19 protein-coding genes and 1 tRNA gene are annotated in these 18,120 nt (G+C 70.0%); 10 read left to right on the plus strand and 10 right to left on the minus strand.

Going from position 1 to position 18,120, the window contains the following annotated elements; translation table 11 throughout:
• Nucleotides 1-4 precede the first annotated feature (4 nt).
• Together ACEN9V_RS14610 and ACEN9V_RS14615 are read right to left on the minus strand one after the other, a co-directional pair.
• Complete coding sequence (locus ACEN9V_RS14610; protein ID WP_413600898.1) at nt 5-1,780, minus strand: helicase-associated domain-containing protein; 1,776 nt, start codon at nt 1,778-1,780, stop codon at nt 5-7.
• 28 nt (nt 1,781-1,808) lie between these two features.
• Nucleotides 1,809-2,108, minus strand: coding sequence for a multidrug ABC transporter ATPase (locus ACEN9V_RS14615; protein WP_402727133.1), 300 nt, complete (start codon nt 2,106-2,108; stop codon nt 1,809-1,811).
• A gap of 50 nt (nt 2,109-2,158) precedes the next feature.
• On the opposite strand from ACEN9V_RS14615, the gene ACEN9V_RS14620 reads away from it, so the two are divergent.
• Together ACEN9V_RS14620 and ACEN9V_RS14625 are read left to right on the plus strand one after the other, a co-directional pair.
• A complete protein-coding gene (locus ACEN9V_RS14620; protein WP_281265845.1) occupies nt 2,159-2,536 on the plus strand; it encodes a cold-shock protein in 378 nt (125 codons plus the stop codon).
• Entirely contained in the window at nt 2,533-3,111 is a 579-nt protein-coding gene (locus ACEN9V_RS14625; protein WP_413600899.1) for a DUF3027 domain-containing protein, read from the plus strand. Before ACEN9V_RS14620 ends, ACEN9V_RS14625 begins: the two co-directional genes overlap by 4 nt.
• Nucleotides 3,112-3,179: 68 nt before the next feature.
• Here the strand turns inward: ACEN9V_RS14625 and serC are convergent, their stop codons facing one another.
• Nucleotides 3,180-4,298 (minus strand): phosphoserine transaminase, encoded by a 1,119-nt coding sequence (gene serC, locus ACEN9V_RS14630; RefSeq protein WP_413600900.1) that lies wholly within the window; start codon nt 4,296-4,298, stop codon nt 3,180-3,182.
• Between the two features lie 122 nt (nt 4,299-4,420).
• Here serC and ACEN9V_RS14635 point away from each other — a divergent pair, with 122 nt between their 5' ends.
• The 3 genes from ACEN9V_RS14635 to ACEN9V_RS14645 all read left to right on the plus strand — a co-directional run bounded on the left by ACEN9V_RS14635 (nt 4,421) and on the right by ACEN9V_RS14645 (nt 7,231).
• Nucleotides 4,421-5,116: a metal-dependent transcriptional regulator gene (locus tag ACEN9V_RS14635; RefSeq protein WP_281265842.1), complete on the plus strand. Its 696-nt coding sequence runs from the start codon at nt 4,421-4,423 to the stop codon at nt 5,114-5,116.
• Between the two features lie 322 nt (nt 5,117-5,438).
• The gene (locus ACEN9V_RS14640) at nt 5,439-6,386 is read left to right on the plus strand and encodes a C40 family peptidase (protein ID WP_413600901.1); all 948 of its coding nucleotides are present in this window, start codon (nt 5,439-5,441) and stop codon (nt 6,384-6,386) included.
• A 350-nt stretch (nt 6,387-6,736) separates the two neighbouring features.
• Nucleotides 6,737-7,231 carry an HNH endonuclease gene (locus ACEN9V_RS14645; RefSeq protein ID WP_413600902.1) on the plus strand — a complete coding sequence of 165 codons (495 nt, stop codon included), beginning with the start codon at nt 6,737-6,739 and terminating at the stop codon, nt 7,229-7,231.
• A 425-nt stretch (nt 7,232-7,656) separates the two neighbouring features.
• Here the strand turns inward: ACEN9V_RS14645 and ACEN9V_RS14650 are convergent, their stop codons facing one another.
• Nucleotides 7,657-8,997 (minus strand): hypothetical protein, encoded by a 1,341-nt coding sequence (locus ACEN9V_RS14650; protein ID WP_413600903.1) that lies wholly within the window; start codon nt 8,995-8,997, stop codon nt 7,657-7,659.
• Nucleotides 8,998-9,139: 142 nt separating this feature from the next.
• On the opposite strand from ACEN9V_RS14650, the gene ACEN9V_RS14655 reads away from it, so the two are divergent.
• On the plus strand, nt 9,140-9,370 hold the full coding sequence (locus ACEN9V_RS14655) for a hypothetical protein (RefSeq protein WP_413600904.1): 231 nt from the start codon (nt 9,140-9,142) through the stop codon (nt 9,368-9,370).
• A gap of 36 nt (nt 9,371-9,406) precedes the next feature.
• On the opposite strand, the gene ACEN9V_RS14660 is transcribed toward ACEN9V_RS14655, so the two are convergent.
• Entirely contained in the window at nt 9,407-11,491 is a 2,085-nt protein-coding gene (locus tag ACEN9V_RS14660) for a bifunctional lysylphosphatidylglycerol flippase/synthetase MprF (RefSeq protein ID WP_413600905.1), read from the minus strand.
• Entirely contained in the window at nt 11,488-11,919 is a 432-nt protein-coding gene (locus ACEN9V_RS14665; protein ID WP_413600906.1) for an arsenate reductase ArsC, read from the minus strand. Before ACEN9V_RS14665 ends, ACEN9V_RS14660 begins: the two co-directional genes overlap by 4 nt.
• A gap of 46 nt (nt 11,920-11,965) precedes the next feature.
• Between ACEN9V_RS14665 and ACEN9V_RS14670 the strand changes: the two genes are divergently transcribed.
• Nucleotides 11,966-13,057, plus strand: a complete 1,092-nt coding sequence (locus ACEN9V_RS14670) for an epoxide hydrolase family protein (protein ID WP_413600907.1) — start codon at nt 11,966-11,968, stop codon at nt 13,055-13,057.
• Nucleotides 13,058-13,090: 33 nt separating this feature from the next.
• Nucleotides 13,091-13,165: transfer RNA gene (locus ACEN9V_RS14675), tRNA-Arg, on the plus strand.
• A 4-nt stretch (nt 13,166-13,169) separates the two neighbouring features.
• Here the strand turns inward: ACEN9V_RS14675 and ACEN9V_RS14680 are convergent.
• On the minus strand, nt 13,170-13,628 hold the full coding sequence (locus ACEN9V_RS14680) for a winged helix-turn-helix transcriptional regulator (RefSeq protein WP_413600908.1): 459 nt from the start codon (nt 13,626-13,628) through the stop codon (nt 13,170-13,172).
• Between the two features lie 54 nt (nt 13,629-13,682).
• Between ACEN9V_RS14680 and ACEN9V_RS14685 the strand changes: the two genes are divergently transcribed.
• Together ACEN9V_RS14685 and ACEN9V_RS14690 are read left to right on the plus strand one after the other, a co-directional pair.
• On the plus strand, nt 13,683-14,546 hold the full coding sequence (locus ACEN9V_RS14685; protein WP_413600909.1) for an alpha/beta fold hydrolase: 864 nt from the start codon (nt 13,683-13,685) through the stop codon (nt 14,544-14,546).
• 301 nt (nt 14,547-14,847) lie between these two features.
• Nucleotides 14,848-15,165, plus strand: coding sequence for a DUF2316 family protein (locus tag ACEN9V_RS14690; protein ID WP_413600910.1), 318 nt, complete (start codon nt 14,848-14,850; stop codon nt 15,163-15,165).
• Between the two features lie 299 nt (nt 15,166-15,464).
• Here ACEN9V_RS14690 and ACEN9V_RS14695 read toward each other — a convergent pair whose 3' ends face one another.
• From ACEN9V_RS14695 to ACEN9V_RS14705, 3 genes are read right to left on the minus strand one after another with little or no spacing between them, the layout of a single operon-like run.
• A complete protein-coding gene (locus tag ACEN9V_RS14695; RefSeq protein WP_413600911.1) occupies nt 15,465-15,839 on the minus strand; it encodes a VOC family protein in 375 nt (124 codons plus the stop codon).
• A gap of 43 nt (nt 15,840-15,882) precedes the next feature.
• A complete protein-coding gene (locus ACEN9V_RS14700; RefSeq protein WP_413600912.1) occupies nt 15,883-17,154 on the minus strand; it encodes an alpha/beta hydrolase fold domain-containing protein in 1,272 nt (423 codons plus the stop codon).
• Nucleotides 17,151-18,110 carry an alpha/beta hydrolase gene (locus tag ACEN9V_RS14705; RefSeq protein ID WP_413600913.1) on the minus strand — a complete coding sequence of 320 codons (960 nt, stop codon included), beginning with the start codon at nt 18,108-18,110 and terminating at the stop codon, nt 17,151-17,153. Before ACEN9V_RS14705 ends, ACEN9V_RS14700 begins: the two co-directional genes overlap by 4 nt.
• Nucleotides 18,111-18,120 lie beyond the last annotated feature (10 nt).

Consider the following 18,120-nt stretch of genomic DNA (forward strand, 5'->3'; position numbering starts at 1 on the left):
TGGGTCAGGCTTCGCTGTCGACGGACACGACGAGCGACAGCGGCAGGGTCCGTTCGACGTCCGCCGCGATGTCCTTGCCGCGGATGCGTCCGGCGGCGACCGAGGTCGGCACGATCGAGAACGGGCGCTCGCTGCCGTCCGGCATCCGGACGACCACGCGGATCGGCGTGCGACCGCGGACGGCGAGGTCGATCTGCCGCCCCAGCCACTCCTGCTCCGGCTCGGCGTCGCCCCGCTGGGTCGTCAGCCGGAGCCGCTCGACGACCCCTCTGGCCGCGGCTTCCGGGGACCGGCCGACGGTCCGGCGCCGGCCTGGAGGCTCGTGGCGCGTCTCGGGGCGGGCGCCGGGTTGCAGCACGGCCGGGTAGCGCTGGTCCTCCAGCGCTGCGTGCACCACGTGGGCCGGGTAGCGGGACACCAGGGTCGTCAGGTCGGGGCGCTCCCACGCCAGCTGCCGCAGCTCGGCGTCCACGCCGATGAGGTCGAGCTGGTCGGCGGTCCCGCGGACGACGGTGCCCACGCCGTCGCCCTGCCGGTCGACGACGATGCTGCCGTCCCGGGCGGCGACCTGGTCGACGAGGTAGGCCAGCGGCTGCGGGACCCCGGTCAGCCCGATGCGTCCGAAGAGGTCGACGACCTGTTGCCGGGAGCTGCCCGACCGGAGTGCTCGGCGGAGCGAGTCCTCGGAGACGCGGTACCGCGCCGCGAGCCCCGGTGCCTCGAGGTCGGCGACGGTGCGGAGTTCGGCGTCGTCAGCCGGCGCGAGCGGCCCAGGCGCGATGATCGTCAGGTCGTGCTGGAGGTAGACCCCCTCGACCGTGGCGGGCAGGTCGGCCTCCGCCGCACGCTCGGCCGCTGCCCGGTCGTCGCCGAGCAGGATGCGCCCGGTGTCCGTCACGACGCCGTCGACCGTCACGCCGAGCGCCGCGGCCGTGCCGCCGACGTCGAGCAGGACGGCGTCCAGCCACCGCGCGCCGGCCGGGTAGGCCCAGCGGCCGAGGGAGAGGAGGTCGCGCCAGTCGCCGTCCGCCACCGCGATGACCTCGCCCACCGCGGGGTCGAGCCCCTCGTGCCAGCGCGCGACGAGCCCGGCCCAACGGCCCGCCCACGGGGTCGTCAACCACTCGCGACCGTCGTCGGTCAGGGACCAGGCGCCGTCGGCGGTGCTGGTGAAGCGGATGCGTTCGAGCAGGTCGAGCCGTCCGGGGACGACGTCCGGGTCGGCGCCGGAACGCTCGGCGAGGGCACGAGCGAGTGGTGAGCCGATGCCGCCCTTGACGAGTTCGCGGACACCGCCGTCGTCGACCGCGCGGAGGAGTTCCGCGAGCATCGTCATCGTCGCGAACGCGTGCTCAGCGCCGGTGGTGCGCGCGGTCGTGGACCCGGCCGTCTCCGCGACGGAAGCCTGCTGGCGGGCCGGTGCCGGGCCTCCCGGCTGGTCGAGGGAGACGAGGTCGGGGTGGGCGGCCACGCGTGCCGCGACCGCGTCGTCGACCCTGCCGTCCTCGGCCGCCAGGGCGAGTGCGATCGCCGGGGCCAGGTCGGGCCCGGGGGCACCGTCGCGGAGGGCGACGAGGGTGCGCCGCGGGAGCCGTTCGATCGCGGCGTCGACCGCGGCGTCCGCGCGGAACGCCTCGGCGAGGTCGAAGAAGTCCGTGACGCTCTGCGGGCCGGTCTCGCCGAGCACCGCGGTCGGGAGCTCGCGCGCGACGATGAGCCGCTCGAGGTCGTCGTCCGGCATCGCCCGCAACCGGGCGGCCAGGTCGGCGGTGGTCGTCATCGTCCTCTGCCGGCGTCCGGAGCGGACGTCAGCGGGCTTCCCGGTTCGCTCGGGCCTTGCGGGTCCACGTGACGCCCAGCAGCACGAAGATCAGCACGAGCGCGATCGGCGGTCCGACGTAGAGGATCCCCAGGACGATGGGCCAGATGCCCGTGCCGGGGATCGTGCCGAGCGTCAGCCAGCCGATGATCATGGCGGCGAAGCACAGGATCGTGAAGACGATGATGCCGCCCACCATGAACGCGAGGGTGCGTTCGGTACGATTGAACGTCGCCGGGGGTTCAGCGGAGTTCCGCGTGTCCCCGGGGGATCGGGTCGGCTTGGCCATCGACCCAGGATATCCGCACCACGGCCGCAGACCTATCGAGGAGTCCACGCATGCCCACCGGCAAGGTCAAGTTCTACGACGACCAGAAGGGGTTCGGGTTCATCACCGGCGACGATGGCGACCAGGTCTTCCTGCACGCCTCCTCGCTCCCGGACGGCGTGACCACCGTGAAGAACGGCACACGGCTCGAGTACGGCGTCGTGCAGGGCAAGCGCGGCTCGCAGGCGCTCTCCGTGCACCTGCTCGACCCGCAGCCGTCGCTGGCGAAGATGTCGCGCCGCTCGGCGGACGACATGGCCGTCATCGTGGAGGACCTCGTGAAGGAACTCGACCGGATCAGCGGAGACCTCCGCCACGGTCGCTACCCGAAGAACGGCACACGCCTCGCCGCGATCCTGCGGCACGTCGCAGACCAATTGGACGCATGACCATGACCGACCAGACCGAGCCCCACGAGCGGCCAGCGCCCCCAGAGGTTCCTGAGCTCCGCGCGCTCGCCCGCACGGCCCTCCTCGAGGTGACCGCCGAGTCGACCATCGGCGGCGCTGCCGGGACCACGGACGAGGGCGACGGCGTCGTCTCGTACCTGTTCGCCAACCGGATGCCCGGGTACCCGGGGTGGCGTTGGACCGTCAGCATCGCCCAGGTCGAGGGCGACGAACCCACCGTGCTCGAGGTCGAGCTGATGCCCGGCGACGGGTCGCTCGTCGCGCCGGACTGGGTGCCGTGGTCGGAGCGGCTCGCCGAGTACCGCGCGGCGCAGGACGGCCACGACGAGGAGTCCGACGACGCCTCTGACGAGGACGACGAGGACTCCGATGACGAGGCCGACGACTACGACGAGTCGGACGACGACGAGTCGGACGATGAGGACGACGACGAGTCGGACGACGACGATGACGACGACTTCGACGACGACGAGGACGACCTCGCCGAGTCGGACGACGACGAGATCGACGGCGTGGACGTCGACGAACTCGACGACACCCCGCCGTCCCGCTGAGACGCCCTCGCAACGACGAAACGCCGCCGGATCCGGCGGCGTTTCGTGTGTTCGGGGGTGCCCGGGCGTCAGCCCTTCAGCGCGCCGACCACGTGGGTGATCGCACCGACGAGCTTCTGCACGTCGTCGGGGTCGATCGCCGTGAAGGTCGCGACGCGGAGCTGGTTCCGCCCGAGTTTCCGGTACGGCTCGGTGTCGACGATGCCGTTCGCCCGCAGGGTCGCGGCGACCGCCTTCGCGTCGATGGAGTCGTCCAGGTCGATCGTGGCGACGACCTGCGACCGGTGGTCGGGGTTCGTCACGAACGGCGTCGCGAAGTCGACCGACTCCGCCCAGTCGTAGAGGATCGACGACGACGTCTTCGTGCGGGTGTCCGCCCACGCGAGGCCGCCGGACTCGTTGATCCACCTGACCTGGTCGTCGAGGAGCAGCAGGGTCGAGATCGCCGGGGTGTTCAGCGTCTGGTTCAGGCGGGAGTTGTCCACGGCGTTCTTGAGGGACAGGAACTCCGGGATGTACCGGCCGGACGCGGCGATCCGCTCGACGCGCTCGATCGCGGCGGGGGAGAACAACGCGAGCCACAGCCCGCCGTCCGACGCGAAGTTCTTCTGCGGCGCGAAGTAGTAGACGTCCGTGGCGCTGACGTCGAACGCCGCACCGCCGGCGGCGCTCGTGGCGTCGACCACCGTGAGGGCGCCGTCGTCCCCGGCTGCGCGGACGACCGGAGCCATCACGCCCGTCGAGGTCTCGTTGTGCGGGTACGCGTAGACGTCGACGCCCTCGACGATCTCCAGCGCGGCGAGCGAGCCACCAGGGGCCTCGACCACGTGCGGTGCATCGAGCCACGGTGCACCGGCGGCCTTGGCGAACTTCGAGCCGAACTCGCCGAACGACAGGTTCTCGGCGCGCTGCTCGATCAGTCCGAACGCGGCGGCGTCCCAGAACGCGGTCGATCCGCCGTTGCCGAGGACGACCTCGTAGCCCTCGGGGAGGTCGAACAGGTCGGCCAGGCCCTGGCGGACGGAGCCGACGAGGTCCTTGACGGGCTTCTGGCGGTGGGACGTGCCGAGGATCGTCGCCCCACGGGTCACGAGGGACTCGAGCTGCGCTCCGCGGATCTTGGACGGGCCGCATCCGAAGCGGCCGTCGGTGGGGAGGAATTCGGCGGGGATGACGATGTCTGCCATGGACCGATCCTACCGAGGTGGTATCCCATCGGAATTCTTTACTCGTGCAAGTGTTGGTCGTTCCATGTCGGCCCGAGCAAGTAGGGTGGGCTGCGCTGGGCCCAGTACAGGAGAGGCGGACCGTGACCGATCTCGTCGACACCACGGAGATGTACCTCCGGACGATCCTCGACCTCGAAGAAGAGGGGATCGTCCCGCTGCGCGCGCGCATCTCCGAACGCCTCGGGCACTCCGGACCGACCGTCTCGCAGACGATCGCGCGGATGGAACGGGACGGCCTCGTCGTCGTCTCGGGCGACCGGCACCTCGAACTCACCGACGAGGGACGCTCCCGTGCGACCCACGTCATGCGCAAGCACCGCCTGGCGGAGCGTCTGCTCTCCGACGTCATCGGACTCGACTGGGCGTTCGTCCACGACGAGGCCTGCCGTTGGGAGCACGTCATGAGCGAACAGGTGGAGGTCCGCCTGCTCGAGATGCTCGGCAACCCGACGGAGTCGCCCTACGGCAACCCGATCCCCGGCCTCGCCGAGATCGGCGGCCCCGATGCCGGCGGCTTCCTCGACGGCGTCCGCAACATCGTCGCCGCGACCGAGGGCACCGACGCCGTTGCGACCGGTGTGATCCGCCGTCTGGGCGAGCCCGTCCAGTTCGAGCCGGAGCTCCTGCACCAGCTGCGCTCGGCCGGCGTGATGCCCGGTCGACTCGCGAGTGTGCAGCGAGCAGGGGCCTACGTCGCGGTGCGGGTCGACGGCGAAGACGCTGGGATCGAGCTCCCGGCAGAGGTCGCGCAGCACGTCTACATCGACGCTGCGTAGCCCGTCGGGGTACACGGCCGGGGGACGTCGGCGAACCGCAGCCCCGCGAATTGGGGCGCATGAAAAACCCGGCTCTGACCAGGGTTTCTTTACCGTTCTGTTACAAAGCGGCGTTTTCGTCTCGACAAGGTAACGGTGCACCCGTACACTCGACGAGTCCCCGGGCTGACAGCGACCCGGGAACCCGTGGCAGGACGTCTCGAACCCGTCTCCTGCCTCGATCGGAAACGATGACGAACGGATGGGGTTGCGCACGCACGACGGCCAGCACGGACCACGGCCGGTCGGGCGGGTGATGACGAGACGCCGGAGACCCCCCACCTTGACGCAGACCGGTTCCGCCGCGGACGTGACGCCCGCGAACCCGACGAACTCGACTGACGACGCAGTTGCCCCGCTCACCCGGCGGGCCGCTCGCGAAGCCGAGGCCAAGACCTCCCGACGCTCCAGCCCGACCCGTGCGATGCGCGCGACCGGCACCCACGCGCCGAAGCCCGTCGCGACGCGCACGGCCGCCCCGAGTGACAAGCCGTCCTCGAGCTCGCGCAAGCGCAAGTTCATGGCCCCGATCGTGCTGACGGTCGCCGCCGGCATGTTCGGCACGATGGCCGTCCCCGCCGCCTTCGCCTCGACGCAGCAGTCCGGTGCCTCCGACACCGCGACCGCGCAGCAGGCGATCCGCACGACCCAGAGCCAGCAGCTGTCCGTCTCCGACGCCGCCGCGCTCGCCGACACCAGCCGCGACGGCTACTCGGCGACGTCGTCCGCGACCCTCGCGTCCCAGAAGCACGCGGCCGAGGTCGCCGCCGCCCGCGCCGCGACCGCGAAGCAGTACGCGTCGTACACCGGCCCGACCGCGCAGGACTACCTCGCGAACAGCAGCACCGCCGCCACGACGACGACCGCACCGGCCGCGAACACCCCGTTCTCGCTGCCGGCCGTCGTCGCCACCGCGAAGCAGTACATCGGCACCCCGTACGTCTTCGGCGGCGCGGACCCGTCCGGGTTCGACTGCTCGGGCTACGTCATGTTCGTGTACGCCCAGTACGGCATCAACCTCGCGCACTCCGTCCCGCTGCAGGACCAGGCCGGCACCACGATCCCCGAGTCCGAGGCGCAGCCCGGCGACGTCGTCATCTTCAACAACGAGGCGCACGACGGCTTCTACATGGGCAACGGCATGATCATGGACGCCCCGAAGCCCGGTGGCTCGGTATCGATCCGTCCGATCTGGACGAGCGACTACCACATCGTCCGGATGGGTGTCTGACCCGCCCGCGTGGCCTGACGCGAACCTGAACAACCGGAGAACCGGCCCAGCACTCCTCGTGCTGGGCCGGTTTCTGGGTTAACCTGGCGACATCGGCCCGACACGGCCCGAACAGGAGACCCCATGTCATCGTCACGCACGACCCGCACCATGGGTCGGCGCGCGCACGTCGACATATGGTCGACCACGACCTGCGTGCACCTGCACGCCCCAGCGTGATGGAGAGCACTGCCCTGCGGGGTGGTGCTCTTCTTCGTTCCGGGACCGGGTTCGCGGTCACCCGTTCGTCGTCGTCCGGTCCGGTGCCCCGCACCGCCTGGAAGCCGTCCAGGCACGTCGGAAGGGAACCCATGCGCACTCTCGTCCTCAACGCCGGTTACGAGCCCCTCGCGGTCATCTCGTTCCGTCGGGCCCTCGTGCTGGTCATGAACCAGAAGGCCGCCATCGTCGCCGCCGACGCCGAACACCCCGTCACCGGGTCGACGTCGAGCTTCGACCGTCCGTCCGTCATCATCCTCACCAGGTACGTGCGCATCCCGCACTCGAGACTCGTGCCCGTGTCCCGGCGCGGTGTGCTCCGCCGGGACGCCAACCGGTGCGCGTACTGCGACCGGCACGCGACCACGATCGACCACGTGCAGCCGAAGTCGCGCGGGGGCGAGGACTCGTGGGAGAACCTCGTCGCGTGCTGCCTGGCGTGCAACAACGCGAAGGGCGACCGCACCCCGCGGGAGATGGGCTGGCACCTGCGGTTCCGCCCGAAGGCGCCGCACGGTTCGAGCTGGGTCGTGCGCGGCGTCGAGCGCCCGCAGGCCGAGTGGGACGAGTTCCTGATCGCCGCGTAGCGGCGGGACCACCGGACTGGAGGCTCGAGGCGGCGCCGCCACGAGCCTCCAGTCCGTCGTGTGGTCACGGCAGACCGTGCGAGCGGGCACGTCGCGATCCACCCAGCGCCGCTGGTCCACGCCGACACCAGCACGCTGTTCGCCGGCAGTGGGATGCAGGCGACTCGTTCCGAGCGCGAAGTGTCGGCCTGCGCTACCCGGGTCACAGATGAACGACCCGGCGGGAGGATGGGTCGGCTCCAACTCCGCCGGGTCCCCGCCTCACGGCCTGGTGCGGAGCTTCGCACCCGCTACGGCAGCTGCAACACCGAGACTGAGCAGCACGAGCGCGACGGAGATCATCGGCCAGGGGTCGTTCCCTGTGAACGCAAGCTCCGATGCGTGCGAAGCCTGGTTGTTGGCTCGCTCGACCGTGTTCCGAGGCGTCACGGTATCGGTCGGTCCCGTGCTGGCGGTACCACCCGAACCGGTACCGGCACTCGAACCGGTGTCGCCACCTGGCCCCGTACCCGAAGCCCCGTCGCCACCCGAACCAGAACCGTCGCCTGAACCGGAACCGGCACCTGGACCACTGCCGTCACTCGTACCGTCACGGGAGCGGAGACGACTGTGGTCGTCGAGGTCGCGGTGTTGTTGGTTTCGATCGCGGTGTCTGCGTCGATTCCGCTGACCGAGGCGGAGGCAGTCAGTTCACCGGTCGCGTCTGCAGGCACCGCACCTGCGATCGTGACGCCGAATTTCCCGCCAGCTGCGAGTACCGTCGCGGGGGTGCCGGCGAGGTCGGAGACGAACGTCCCGTCGTCTCGTGGAGTCACCGTGCCGCCAGAGGGAGCCTCGACGCAGGTGAACGTCGCGCCTGTGATGGTGCATCCAGGAGCGTCGCCGACGAACTGCGGGTCCGTCAGCTCGGCGGGCACCGTGCCTGTCAGGGCAAAGCCGCTCGAGGCAGCCGGACCGTTGTTCGTCACCTCGGTGGTGAACGATGCGGTCCCACCTTGTTCGGTGGTGGGCGCGGTCGAAGACGACACGGCCAGGTCCGTGGCGGGCACGCCTACACGGACCCGAGACTGGACCGCGCTCGTCGACACGGTGTGCCCGACTGTGGCGGTCGTCGATGACGAGTACTGGCACGTGTACGTCAGGTTGTAGGTGATCGAGCTCACGAGCCCGTGAGCCTGGAAGTTCACCAGTGCGACGGCCGAAGGCGCGGGGTAGGCCTCCGGAGTCACCAGCCGGTACGTCGCACCGTCGAACGACTCCCCGTCATCGGTCGTTCTCGTGATGGAGCCATCGGTCAGTGGGCTTCCGTTGACGGCAGTGAAGGTCATGCTCGGACGCAAGCCGAGGAAGAACCCGGGGCCGGAGTAGTTGACGCCGCCGAGGTTGAACATCAGGTACGGGTCCACGACCGGCTTGGGGAACGTCACCGTCACCGGGACAGGTGCGGTACTCATGTCTGCCGTCGTACGGTTCGCTCCAGGCCACGGGCAGTTGCTGCTGCCGTTGGCGGAGATGCCTGTGTAGGTGAACCCGTCGCCGTTGCTGTTCGCAGCGACCCGTCCTGTCGGGGCGCTCACGGATGTTGCCACGGCCGACAGATTCGCTGGCAGCGCCTGCTCGCCGGTGGTGCCGGTCACGGTGACCGGAGCATTGGTCGAGACGGCACCGGGCGGGTCGGTCGTCGGAGGGTTCACCACCGCGTTCGCGGCCGTGGCGGGCCACGCCATGAGGACAACGATCCCGATCGCCGTGGCTGCCTGCGTCACGCGCGGATGCAACGAAGTACCTGTCTTCACTTCTCACCTCATATATTGACGAAATAATACTCGCAGGTTACATGTAAACGGTGAGGGGCGCTAGTCGGTGGAGACGTGCTGCTCGGGATGGCCCCACCCGCGTGCACGGGAGATGGCCTGGCACCTGCGGTTCCGCCCGAAGGCGCCGCACGGTTCGAGCTGGGTCGTGCGCGGCGTCGAACGCCTGCAGGCCGAATGGGACGGCTCCTCTTCGCCGCCTGACGCCGGGACCACCGGACTGGAGGCTCGTGGCGGCGCCGCCACGAGCCTCCAGTCCGTCGTGTGGTCGCGTGCGGCGACGCGACTCGGCGCGGCCGGGCTGCCCGGGGGCACCTCGGGGTGAGCGTGCTCGGTCTTGGGCGCCTCCGCGGGGGCGGGCTCAGTCTCGCCGGATCATGTCGAAGCCGGCCGCCGCGTACTGCCGGAGCGTGGCGTCCGGCAGGAACGCGCGGACGAGTGCCGGCCCGATGCGGGCGAGGTCACCCTCGTCGCGGTAGAGCAGGTGGATCGGCTCGTAGCGCGGGTTGAACTTCTGCTTGAAGCGGTGCAGCGACGTGAACCCGTAGACCGGTTCCAGCACGCCGGCGAGTTGGCCGAGCAGCCGGGCGATCTGCCCCTCGTCGTCGCCGACCTCGTGCGCGAGCGGTGCGCCGGAGAGCGACATGATCTGCGCGCCCTCCTCCGCGAAGGTCCGGGCGGAGGAACCGATGAGGAACTCCATCACGGGGCCGAACCCGCCGTCGCGCCGACGCATCAGGTCGAGCGTCCACCCGCGGTGTTCGCCGCCGGGTCCGTACACGGGCAGCCAGCTGAGGAAGCCCTCGACGTCGCCCACGGCGGACACGGCCAGGGCCAGGCGCACCTCGGGGTCCTCGGCCTCGTGCAGGGTCCCGAGCGTGAACCGCATCTCGGGAAGGTCCTTGTCGCCGATCCACGACTCCGAGATCGCCCGGAGCTGCTGGCGGACGCCCCACGTCTCCTCCGCGAGCGATGTCATCCGGAACGTCACCTGCTCACGGTCAGCCCGGTTCAGCGCGGTACGGACGTGTGACCACGGCTTGCCGGTGAACGCGAGCCCGGGCAGGTCCACGATCGTGTCGTCCGCGATGACGAGGCTGCGCCACGAGGGCGGGACGGCGTCGCGCGTGCGGGTGCCGGCGCTGAAGAAGCACGGCACGAGGGCATCCCGTTCGGCCGCCGCGACGAACTCCGCGACGCTCGCCGGGATGCCGCCTTCCGGGCCGAGCGGATCAGCCAGGACGATCGCGACCCCGAGGTGCTTCTGGAACGGGACCACGCCGGTCGTCGTCCGGAGGTACTCCATGCCGTCCCACGTCGCCATCCAGGACAGGGTGCCGCCGCCGTCGGCCCTGATGGTCTCGCGGACCTCGTCGAGCGTCGGGGGATCCGCCGCTCGCCGGCCCTTCACGGCACCGAGCGCCCGTCGCCGTCGGGACCGGAAGGCGCTGCGTGTCGCCACGAGGTACACCAGGAACGCGAGCCAGAGCACCGACGTCGCCACGACGTGGTGCGCGTCGTCGCCGTCGAGCTGCACACCGGGGTCGACCGCGAGCACCAGCACGAGCAGGGCCGACGTGACGATGTTGAGCAGCGGGACGAGGACGGTCAGGACCCAGGCCCACCGGCGTCCGAGACGCAGGCCGTTCGTGACGAACCCGATCACGACCACGTCGACGAGCACGTCGATCCACGGTCCGTCGAGCGCCTGTGTGCGGCCGAACGGACCGTCCGTCGGGACGAGCAGCGAGATGACCTGCACGGCCCCGAGCGCGAGGCTCATCGCGAACGCCAGGAGCCGCCGGTCGCGGAGGGTCGCCCGTTCGATCCGGAACGACCGCGTCACGGCGAGGGCGAACAGCACCGCCACCGCGTGCTCGACGTCCGCGAGGGTGCCGAGGAACAGGACGCTGATCGCCGCGTACCCGAACACCACCACCCAGAGTCGCTGCCGCCACGGCGACGGGAGCAGGGCGCAGCACGCCGCGATGCACGCGACGGCGCCGCCGGACGGCCCGACGTCGAGCACGCCGGCGAGCCGGTCCGCCCACGGCCATGCCGACAGCGACGCGACCGCCAGGAACGCGCAGGTGACGAGTACGGCGACGAGCTGCCCGATGCCGAACGACAGCAGTGCGACACGCGTCCCACGGCGCCACTCCAGCAGTCCCATCCCGGCGAAGGCCAGGACGGTCGGGATGTACGCGGCCGGACTGACGACGAAGAACGTCCCGGTGACCGGCGTCCACCACCGTCCGTCCCGGAGTGCGGGGAGCCCGTACGCGACGTCCTGCCACCAGGTCTGAGCCGGGGTGGGGGACCACAGCCCCTGCCCGACGATCCCCACGACGAGGAGCACGCCGACCACGGCGAGCGTGCCCGGGATCCTCGTCAGGACCGCAGCAGCTCGGGGCCGCTGTCGGCTCGCGTGCTCGACGGTCGTCACGGCCGCGCCCCTGGGGGCAGTGCCCCCGGTGCCAGCTCCCCGATCAGCGTCCGGACGCGGTCGCGGATGTCGTCGCGGATCGGGCGGACGGCGTCGAGCGGGAGCCCGGCCGGATCCGTGAGGTCCCAGTCCTCGTACCGCTTGCCCGGGAACACCGGGCACGCGTCGCCGCAGCCCATCGTGATCACGACGTCCGCCTGCCGGACGGCGTCCGTGGTGAGGATCCTCGGTGCTTCGCCCAGGATGTCGACGCCGTCCTCGGCCATCGCGTCGACGGCGACCTGGTTGATGCGGTCGGCGGGCTCGGAACCGGCGGAGAAGACGTCGACGCGGTCGCCGGCGAGGTGCCGGAGGTACCCGGCGGCCATCTGGGAGCGGCCCGCGTTGTGGACACAGACGAAGAGCACTGCGGGCCTCGGCGTGGTCATCCGCCCATCCTGCACGGTTGTCGGAGGGGATGCGTAGCGTCGGGCCATGGCCGAGATGCGGATCGACGACGACACCATCACCGATCTCCGTGCGCGGCTGCGTGCGACGCGCTGGCCCGACGCACCCGGTGTCCCGGGGTGGTCGCTCGGCGTCGACGTCGCCGAACTGCGCGAGCTCGTCGAGTACTGGGCGGACGGATTCGACTTCGACGCCCACCGCGACGCCCTCGCCGCGCTGCCGAGCCGCACCGTCGAGATCGACGGGATCGGCATCAACGTGCTGCACGCCGGAGACGGCGGCACGCCGCTGCTGCTCGCGCACGGCTGGCCGGACTCGACCTGGCGGTACCGGAAGGTTCTACCCCTGCTGGTCGCCGCGGGGTTCGACGTCGTCGTGCCTGACATGCCCGGCTACGGGTTCTCGGACGCGCCGCCGACGCCGATCGACGCGCGGGCGGTCGCCGGGCTCTGGGCGACGCTCATGACGGAGCTCGGGTACGACCGGTTCGCGGTCGCCGGTGGGGACATCGGCACGCACGTCGCCCGGTACCTCGCGCTCGACCACCCCGACCGCGTGGTGGCTGTGCACCGTATCGACGGCGGCCTGCCGTGGCCCGGCATCGACGTCTCGTCGTTGTCCGCGCCGGAACGCGAATTCGTCGAGTCGACGTTCCGGTGGCGGGACACCGAGGGGGCCTACGCGTCGATGCACCGGACGAAGCCGCAGACCGCGGCGGTCGGGTTGAACGACTCCCCGGCCGGGCTCGCGGCGTGGATCGTCGAGAAGCTCCGGTCGTGGAGCGACTGCGACGGCGACCTGTGGTCGGTGTACACGCGGGACGAGGTGCTCCAGCTCGTCACCGAGTACTGGGTGACGGGCACGATCGGCTCCGCCATGCGGATGTACCACGAGAACGCGGCGATCCCGCCGGAGCAGTCCGCCCGCCGTGTGGAAGCACCGTCCGGCTTCACCCTGTACCCGGGCGACCTCGTCCGTGCGCCGCGGGAGTGGCTCGAGCGGACGACGAACCTCGTGTACCTGTCGGAACCCGAGCGCGGCGGGCACTTCGCTCCGTTCGAGCAGCCGGAGTCGTACGCGGCTGAGCTCGTCGCGTTCCTCGAGCCGTTCCGGGACTGAGCGCGCGTCGGTCCCGCTAGAGTGGACGGGCCGGCCTCTGTAGCTCAATGGAAGAGCAGTTCCGTCCTAAGGAAAGGGTTGGGGGTTCGAGTCCCTCCAGGGGCACCAGACGTCACGCGTCGGCGCGTGGCTCCGATTCCTGCCGGACGGCGTCCCAGGCCTGGCCCGCGGCGTCGATCCGTGCCATGTGGCGTTCTGCCCAGTCCCGCAGGGCGGCGATCGGCTCGGTGAGCGACTTGCCGAGTTCCGTGAGCCGGTAGTGGACCTTCGGCGGTGTGGTCGGCTCGACGCGTCGGTCGACCAGCGAGTCGCGTTCGAGGCTCCTGAGCGTCTGCGCGAGCATCTTCTGCGAGATCCCCGGCATCCGGCGCTTCAGCTCGGCGAAGCGGACCTCACCGGGATGCTCGTCGCCGAGCACCTTCACCGCCATGGACGTCCACTTGCCGCCGAGCCGATCCAAGAGCTGACGGGTCGGGCAGGCCGGATCGAAGAGATCACCCCGGGACTGGTGCGAGTGATCGGTCACCGGCGGGTGACCAGGTTCCGTGAAAGTGCCGTCTTTCCCGCGCATGGGTGGTCTCCTACCATCAGCTGGTCACCAATCGTAACCACGACCCGGAGCGCCATGACCAGCAACCCATCGATCGTCGAGACCCGGATCGCGACGAACGGCACCCGACTCAACGTCGCGACCGCCGGCACGGGGTCCCCTGTGCTCCTGATGCACGGCTTCCCGCACACCTGGCGTGTCTGGAGCGACGTGATCCCCGTCCTGTCCCGATCCCACCGGGTGATCGCACCCGACCTCCGCGGCCTCGGCGGAAGCGACCGCGAACGTACGGGCTACGACGCTCGGAACCTGGCGGCGGACATGGCTGGGCTCCTCGATGCCATGGATGCGCCCACCGCCGCTGTCGTCGCGATCGATGCTGGCGTAGCACCGGCGTTCATGCTCGCGCTCGAACACCCGGACCGGGTGTCACGGCTCGTCCTGATGGAGTCGACCATCGGGCTGCTGCCCGGCGCCGAGGGGTTCTTCCAGAACGGTGCGCCGTGGTGGTTCGGGTTCCATGCCGTACCTGGCCTGGCCGAGACGGTCGTCGAGGGCCACGAAGCCGAGTACCTCGACTTCTTCCTCCGGTCCGGTACCGCGGATCAGTCGGGCGTGGCTGCGACCATCGGCGACGCATTCGTCAGCGCGTACAGGGGGCGGGAGGCGCTCCGCTGCGGTTTCGAGTACTACCGCGCGATGCCTCGGAACGCCGAACAGATCGCGGAGGCGACCACTCGGCTGCGCTTGCGCGTTCCGACGCTCGCGGTCGGTGCGCAGGTCGTCGGCGACGCCACCGCTCGTCAGCTCGAGCCGATCACGGATCAGCTCGAGAGCGCCTCGATCCCGACCAGCGGTCACATCGTTCCCCTGGACAGGCCGCGCGAGCTGCTCGACCGACTCTCACCGTTCCTCAGCGACACGCTCCCTGCGAGCTGACGATGCGACCGCCAGCTCGCGAGCGCTGAGATCGATCTGCATGGCTCGCACCTCGTCTCGTCGCGATGAGCGGCTCGGCAATTCTCCGAGAACCCATGCCCTTGGAATTGACGGCATCGGCAGAGCGGCGACGTGTTCGTCGGCGAGTCTCGGGGGCGTGGTGTCGTCTGCCGGAGAACGTAGCCGACCGGCACGCGGCGTTCCTGAGACACGGAGATGGACACAGTGGTCGGCGTCCCGGACGGGTCAGGTCGACGGCGGATCGGCTCGGCATCGTTTCGTCAGAAGGCATCCCCATGGCATGCGTGAACTGCGGAACGAGCGGACCACCCATGTGAGACGGTGTCCGACCCGCACCAGGGCGGTGCGAGTCGGCGTTGCCCATGGTCAGTCGAATGTCCGCTGGAGGACCGTTGACCGGACGGCTGCGGCGGTCGCAGTCGACCGGGTATCACCACGCGATGTGTGGCTCCTGCGCGACTATCTCGACGCGATCATCACCGCCGCTGGCCGAACACCCCACCCGTACACGTCGGTGACCGAGCAGATGCGCAGCGCCGCCGACACCTGGTTCGGACTCGTCGACGTGCAGGACGTCCTGAACGGAGCGCCCCTGTGAACGCGCCCAGCAGTGGACCGAACACGTCGCGCCCGCCCCCGGGAGGCACGTTCCCTCTCGCCGGACGACCCGTCGCCCGTTTCGGCTCAGCCATGAACGTCGCGGTAAGGGACGGCGAAACCGAGGTCTGACACGCCCCTCACTGCGACGCGCCCTCTTCACGCTTGGGCTGGGGGTGTACCTGCGCACTCGACGGCGGCCGAGACCGAGTACCGCGCCGCTACGCGAACAGCTGGACAAGCAGCGTGGTCGCCGATGACGCGATCCTGCACCGGGTTGTGATCGGCGGAATCGTCAAATCATTGATACGTAGAGAACTCGAGAAGGTTCTGGTCGGGGTCCCGAACGTACACGCTGGTCATCGGCCCGAGCGCACCAGAGCGCTCGACGGGGCCTTCTTCGATCGGGATCCCGGCACTGGCGATGGCCGCGCGGATCGCTTCCGGACCGTCGTCGACGATGAAGCAGAGATCTCCGCTTCCGGGCCTGGGATGCTCGGCGGCCGGCTGGAACGAGTGCCCGTGTTGATGCAGGTTGATTTTGCTCTGCCCGAACCGCAGAGCGTGCCGGTCGTCTTCGAGGACATGCACGAAGCCGAGCCGCTCGTAGAACGCCACCGTCGAGTTGATGTGCTCGACGGTGAGGACGACATGGTCGAGGTGGTCGATCTGCATGGTTCGGTTCCGAAGTTCAATGAGTGTGAGTCTGCCGATTGCTTCAGGCGTCGTGATGTCGGAGCCAGTCGAGGGTGAGCTGACGGCTCGCGGCTGCTGCGGTAGTGAGGGTTCCGTTCGCATCGCCGGCACCGTGCTCCAACCCGGGGTACTCGACGAATTGGTGCAAGATGTGGTGTTCGGCCAGGACGTGGGCGAAGCGGCGTGCTCGGTCGGCGAAGACGAGGTGGTCCCGCCCTCCCTGGTAGATCAGTGTCGGCGGTGAGTGAGCGCTGACGTGGGTGGCTGAGTCGGTGAAGCGGTACCGGTCCGGATACTGGGCGGGAGTGCCGCCGACGTACCACTGCTCAACGAGCCGGCCGATCGCGCTCCGGTTCCCGATGCCGCTGAGGTCGACTGCCGGATAGCCCGCTATCACAGCCCGCACCGTGGGGATCGAAGCGTCCGAAGAGTCGCAGCTCGACGTGAGGGTCTGGTTCGCGGACATGTACGCAGCATTGACAGCGAGATTCCCGCCAGAGGACAGACCCAGCGTTGCGATCCGCCTCGGGTCAAGCCGTTCCGTGGGACCGGCTTTGCCGATCCATGCGAGTGAGCAGCCGATGTCCGTGACTTGTGTTCTCCATGGGTGGTGGTGCGAGGAGGCGAGGCGGTAGTCAACGTCGAGGACGGCGTAGCCGTGTTGGGGTAGGAACCCGGTGTAGGCGTTCGGTCCTCGGGTGCCGGTGGAGAAGCCGCCGCCGTGGATCGAGACCACAACGGGCCAACCCGTAACCGGAGCGGTACCACGGGGAAGGTAGAGGTCCGCTCGAAGCGTGGTGTTCCCGGCCCTGCCGACCGTCACGGTCTGGGATGGGGAGCTGCTCAGCCCGGTGAAGGGCAGTGTTGGCAGCAGTGGGCTCGTCCCGGTGCCGAGTGGAGCGATTGAGATCGCGAGGACGGTCGTCGCCGTGATCGCGCTGAGGGTCCCGGCTGACCCGGTCAGGAGCAGGGCAAGCGGAAGCCGGTGGCGGGGGCGTCTCGCCCGTGCAGGTTGGTCACGCCGGCGCTGTGCCACGGGTGCTCGCCAGAGCGTGGCGGCGCCGACGACGCCGAGGAGCCCGACGACGATGTTCCAGATGCCGAGCGCATCGCGCAGGGTCCCGAGCAGGATGATCAGGAACTGGGACACGTCCCACTGCAGCAGCGGCGTCGTCCACGACACCGGCACGATGGTGAGCAGCTGGGCGAGCAGCGTGTAGGCGATCGCGACGGTTGTCGCTGCCGTCAGGGCGTGTCTGGCAAGTGGGGTCACGTTCCGTGCCTTGAACGTCACTGAGGTGCCTCGGGTTGGTGCGCGGCCGTGAGGGCAGCGAGGGCGTGCTGCCGCCAGCGGCGCGCGGATTCCATCGCGGCCGTGTAGGCGCCGGAGCCGTGGACGTGCCCGCGGCCCAGGTACCCGGAGGCGGGCACGCCCGATGCTCGGAGGCGGTTGACGAAGCGCGGGCCGTCGTCGCGAAGCGGGTCGAACTCCGCCGACATTGCGTAGGTCCCGGGCAGTCCGGACAGGTCTTCTGCGAGGAGGGGGGAGATGTACGGGTCTGCGGCGGCGCGTGCGGTGTCGGCGAGGTAGAGGGGGCCGAGCATTCGCAGGGTCGGCAAGTCCAGTCCGTAGCCGGTGGCGTTCTCCTGCACGCTGGGACTCTGGAAGGTCAGGTCCAGTGCCGGTACTTCGAGCAGTTGGAACATGACCCGTGGGCCGTCTTCGTCCCGGAGCTTCAGCGTCAGTGCAGCGGCGAGGTTCGCTCCGGCGGAGCCTCCGCCGATGCTGATACGGCTGGGGTCGATGCCGAGTTCTTCGGCGTGGTCGATGGCCCAGAGGAGCGCGTCCTGGGCGTCGTCGAGCCCTGTCGGGTACTGGTGTTCCGGTGCTTTGCGGTAGTTCACGGCCATCGTGACGCAGTCGGCGGCCACCGTCCGTTCACGGCAGAGCGCGTCGACTGGGCCGGTGTGGGCGGAGCCGAAGACGAATCCGCCGCCGTGGAGGTAGAGGTGCAGGGGTCGGGGGCGGTCCGAGAAAGGTGTGTACACGGCGGCCGTCACAGATCCGCCCCTCGCGGGGATGACGACCGTCTCGACGTGCTGAACCGGCGGTCCGGGCTCGATGACCGGTCCGACCAGCGCATCGGCGGCGGCGTCATCGGCGGCGCGGAACGCTGGCCAGTCGTCGATGCTCGGCGGGGTCCCGGGGAGCGCCTCGAGGAAGGGGACGAGGAACGGGTCGAGTGGCATCGTGGTGGTC

The organism is Curtobacterium sp. Curtsp57 (assembly GCF_047324335.1).
Lineage (GTDB): Bacteria > Actinomycetota > Actinomycetes > Actinomycetales > Microbacteriaceae > Curtobacterium.

Coding starts and splice junctions, on each gene's coding strand:
- ACEN9V_RS14610 (WP_413600898.1), bottom strand. CDS start 1,780: ATGACGACCACCGCCGACCTGGCCGCCCGGTTGCGGGCGATGCCGGAC.
- ACEN9V_RS14615 (WP_402727133.1), bottom strand. CDS start 2,108: ATGGCCAAGCCGACCCGATCCCCCGGGGACACGCGGAACTCCGCTGAA.
- ACEN9V_RS14620 (WP_281265845.1), top strand. CDS start 2,159: ATGCCCACCGGCAAGGTCAAGTTCTACGACGACCAGAAGGGGTTCGGG.
- ACEN9V_RS14625 (WP_413600899.1), top strand. CDS start 2,533: ATGACCATGACCGACCAGACCGAGCCCCACGAGCGGCCAGCGCCCCCA.
- serC (WP_413600900.1), bottom strand. CDS start 4,298: ATGGCAGACATCGTCATCCCCGCCGAATTCCTCCCCACCGACGGCCGC.
- ACEN9V_RS14645 (WP_413600902.1), top strand. CDS start 6,737: ATGCGCACTCTCGTCCTCAACGCCGGTTACGAGCCCCTCGCGGTCATC.
- ACEN9V_RS14655 (WP_413600904.1), top strand. CDS start 9,140: ATGGCCTGGCACCTGCGGTTCCGCCCGAAGGCGCCGCACGGTTCGAGC.
- ACEN9V_RS14665 (WP_413600906.1), bottom strand. CDS start 11,919: ATGACCACGCCGAGGCCCGCAGTGCTCTTCGTCTGTGTCCACAACGCG.
- ACEN9V_RS14670 (WP_413600907.1), top strand. CDS start 11,966: ATGGCCGAGATGCGGATCGACGACGACACCATCACCGATCTCCGTGCG.
- ACEN9V_RS14680 (WP_413600908.1), bottom strand. CDS start 13,628: ATGCGCGGGAAAGACGGCACTTTCACGGAACCTGGTCACCCGCCGGTG.
- ACEN9V_RS14685 (WP_413600909.1), top strand. CDS start 13,683: ATGACCAGCAACCCATCGATCGTCGAGACCCGGATCGCGACGAACGGC.
- ACEN9V_RS14690 (WP_413600910.1), top strand. CDS start 14,848: ATGCGTGAACTGCGGAACGAGCGGACCACCCATGTGAGACGGTGTCCG.
- ACEN9V_RS14695 (WP_413600911.1), bottom strand. CDS start 15,839: ATGCAGATCGACCACCTCGACCATGTCGTCCTCACCGTCGAGCACATC.
- ACEN9V_RS14705 (WP_413600913.1), bottom strand. CDS start 18,110: ATGCCACTCGACCCGTTCCTCGTCCCCTTCCTCGAGGCGCTCCCCGGG.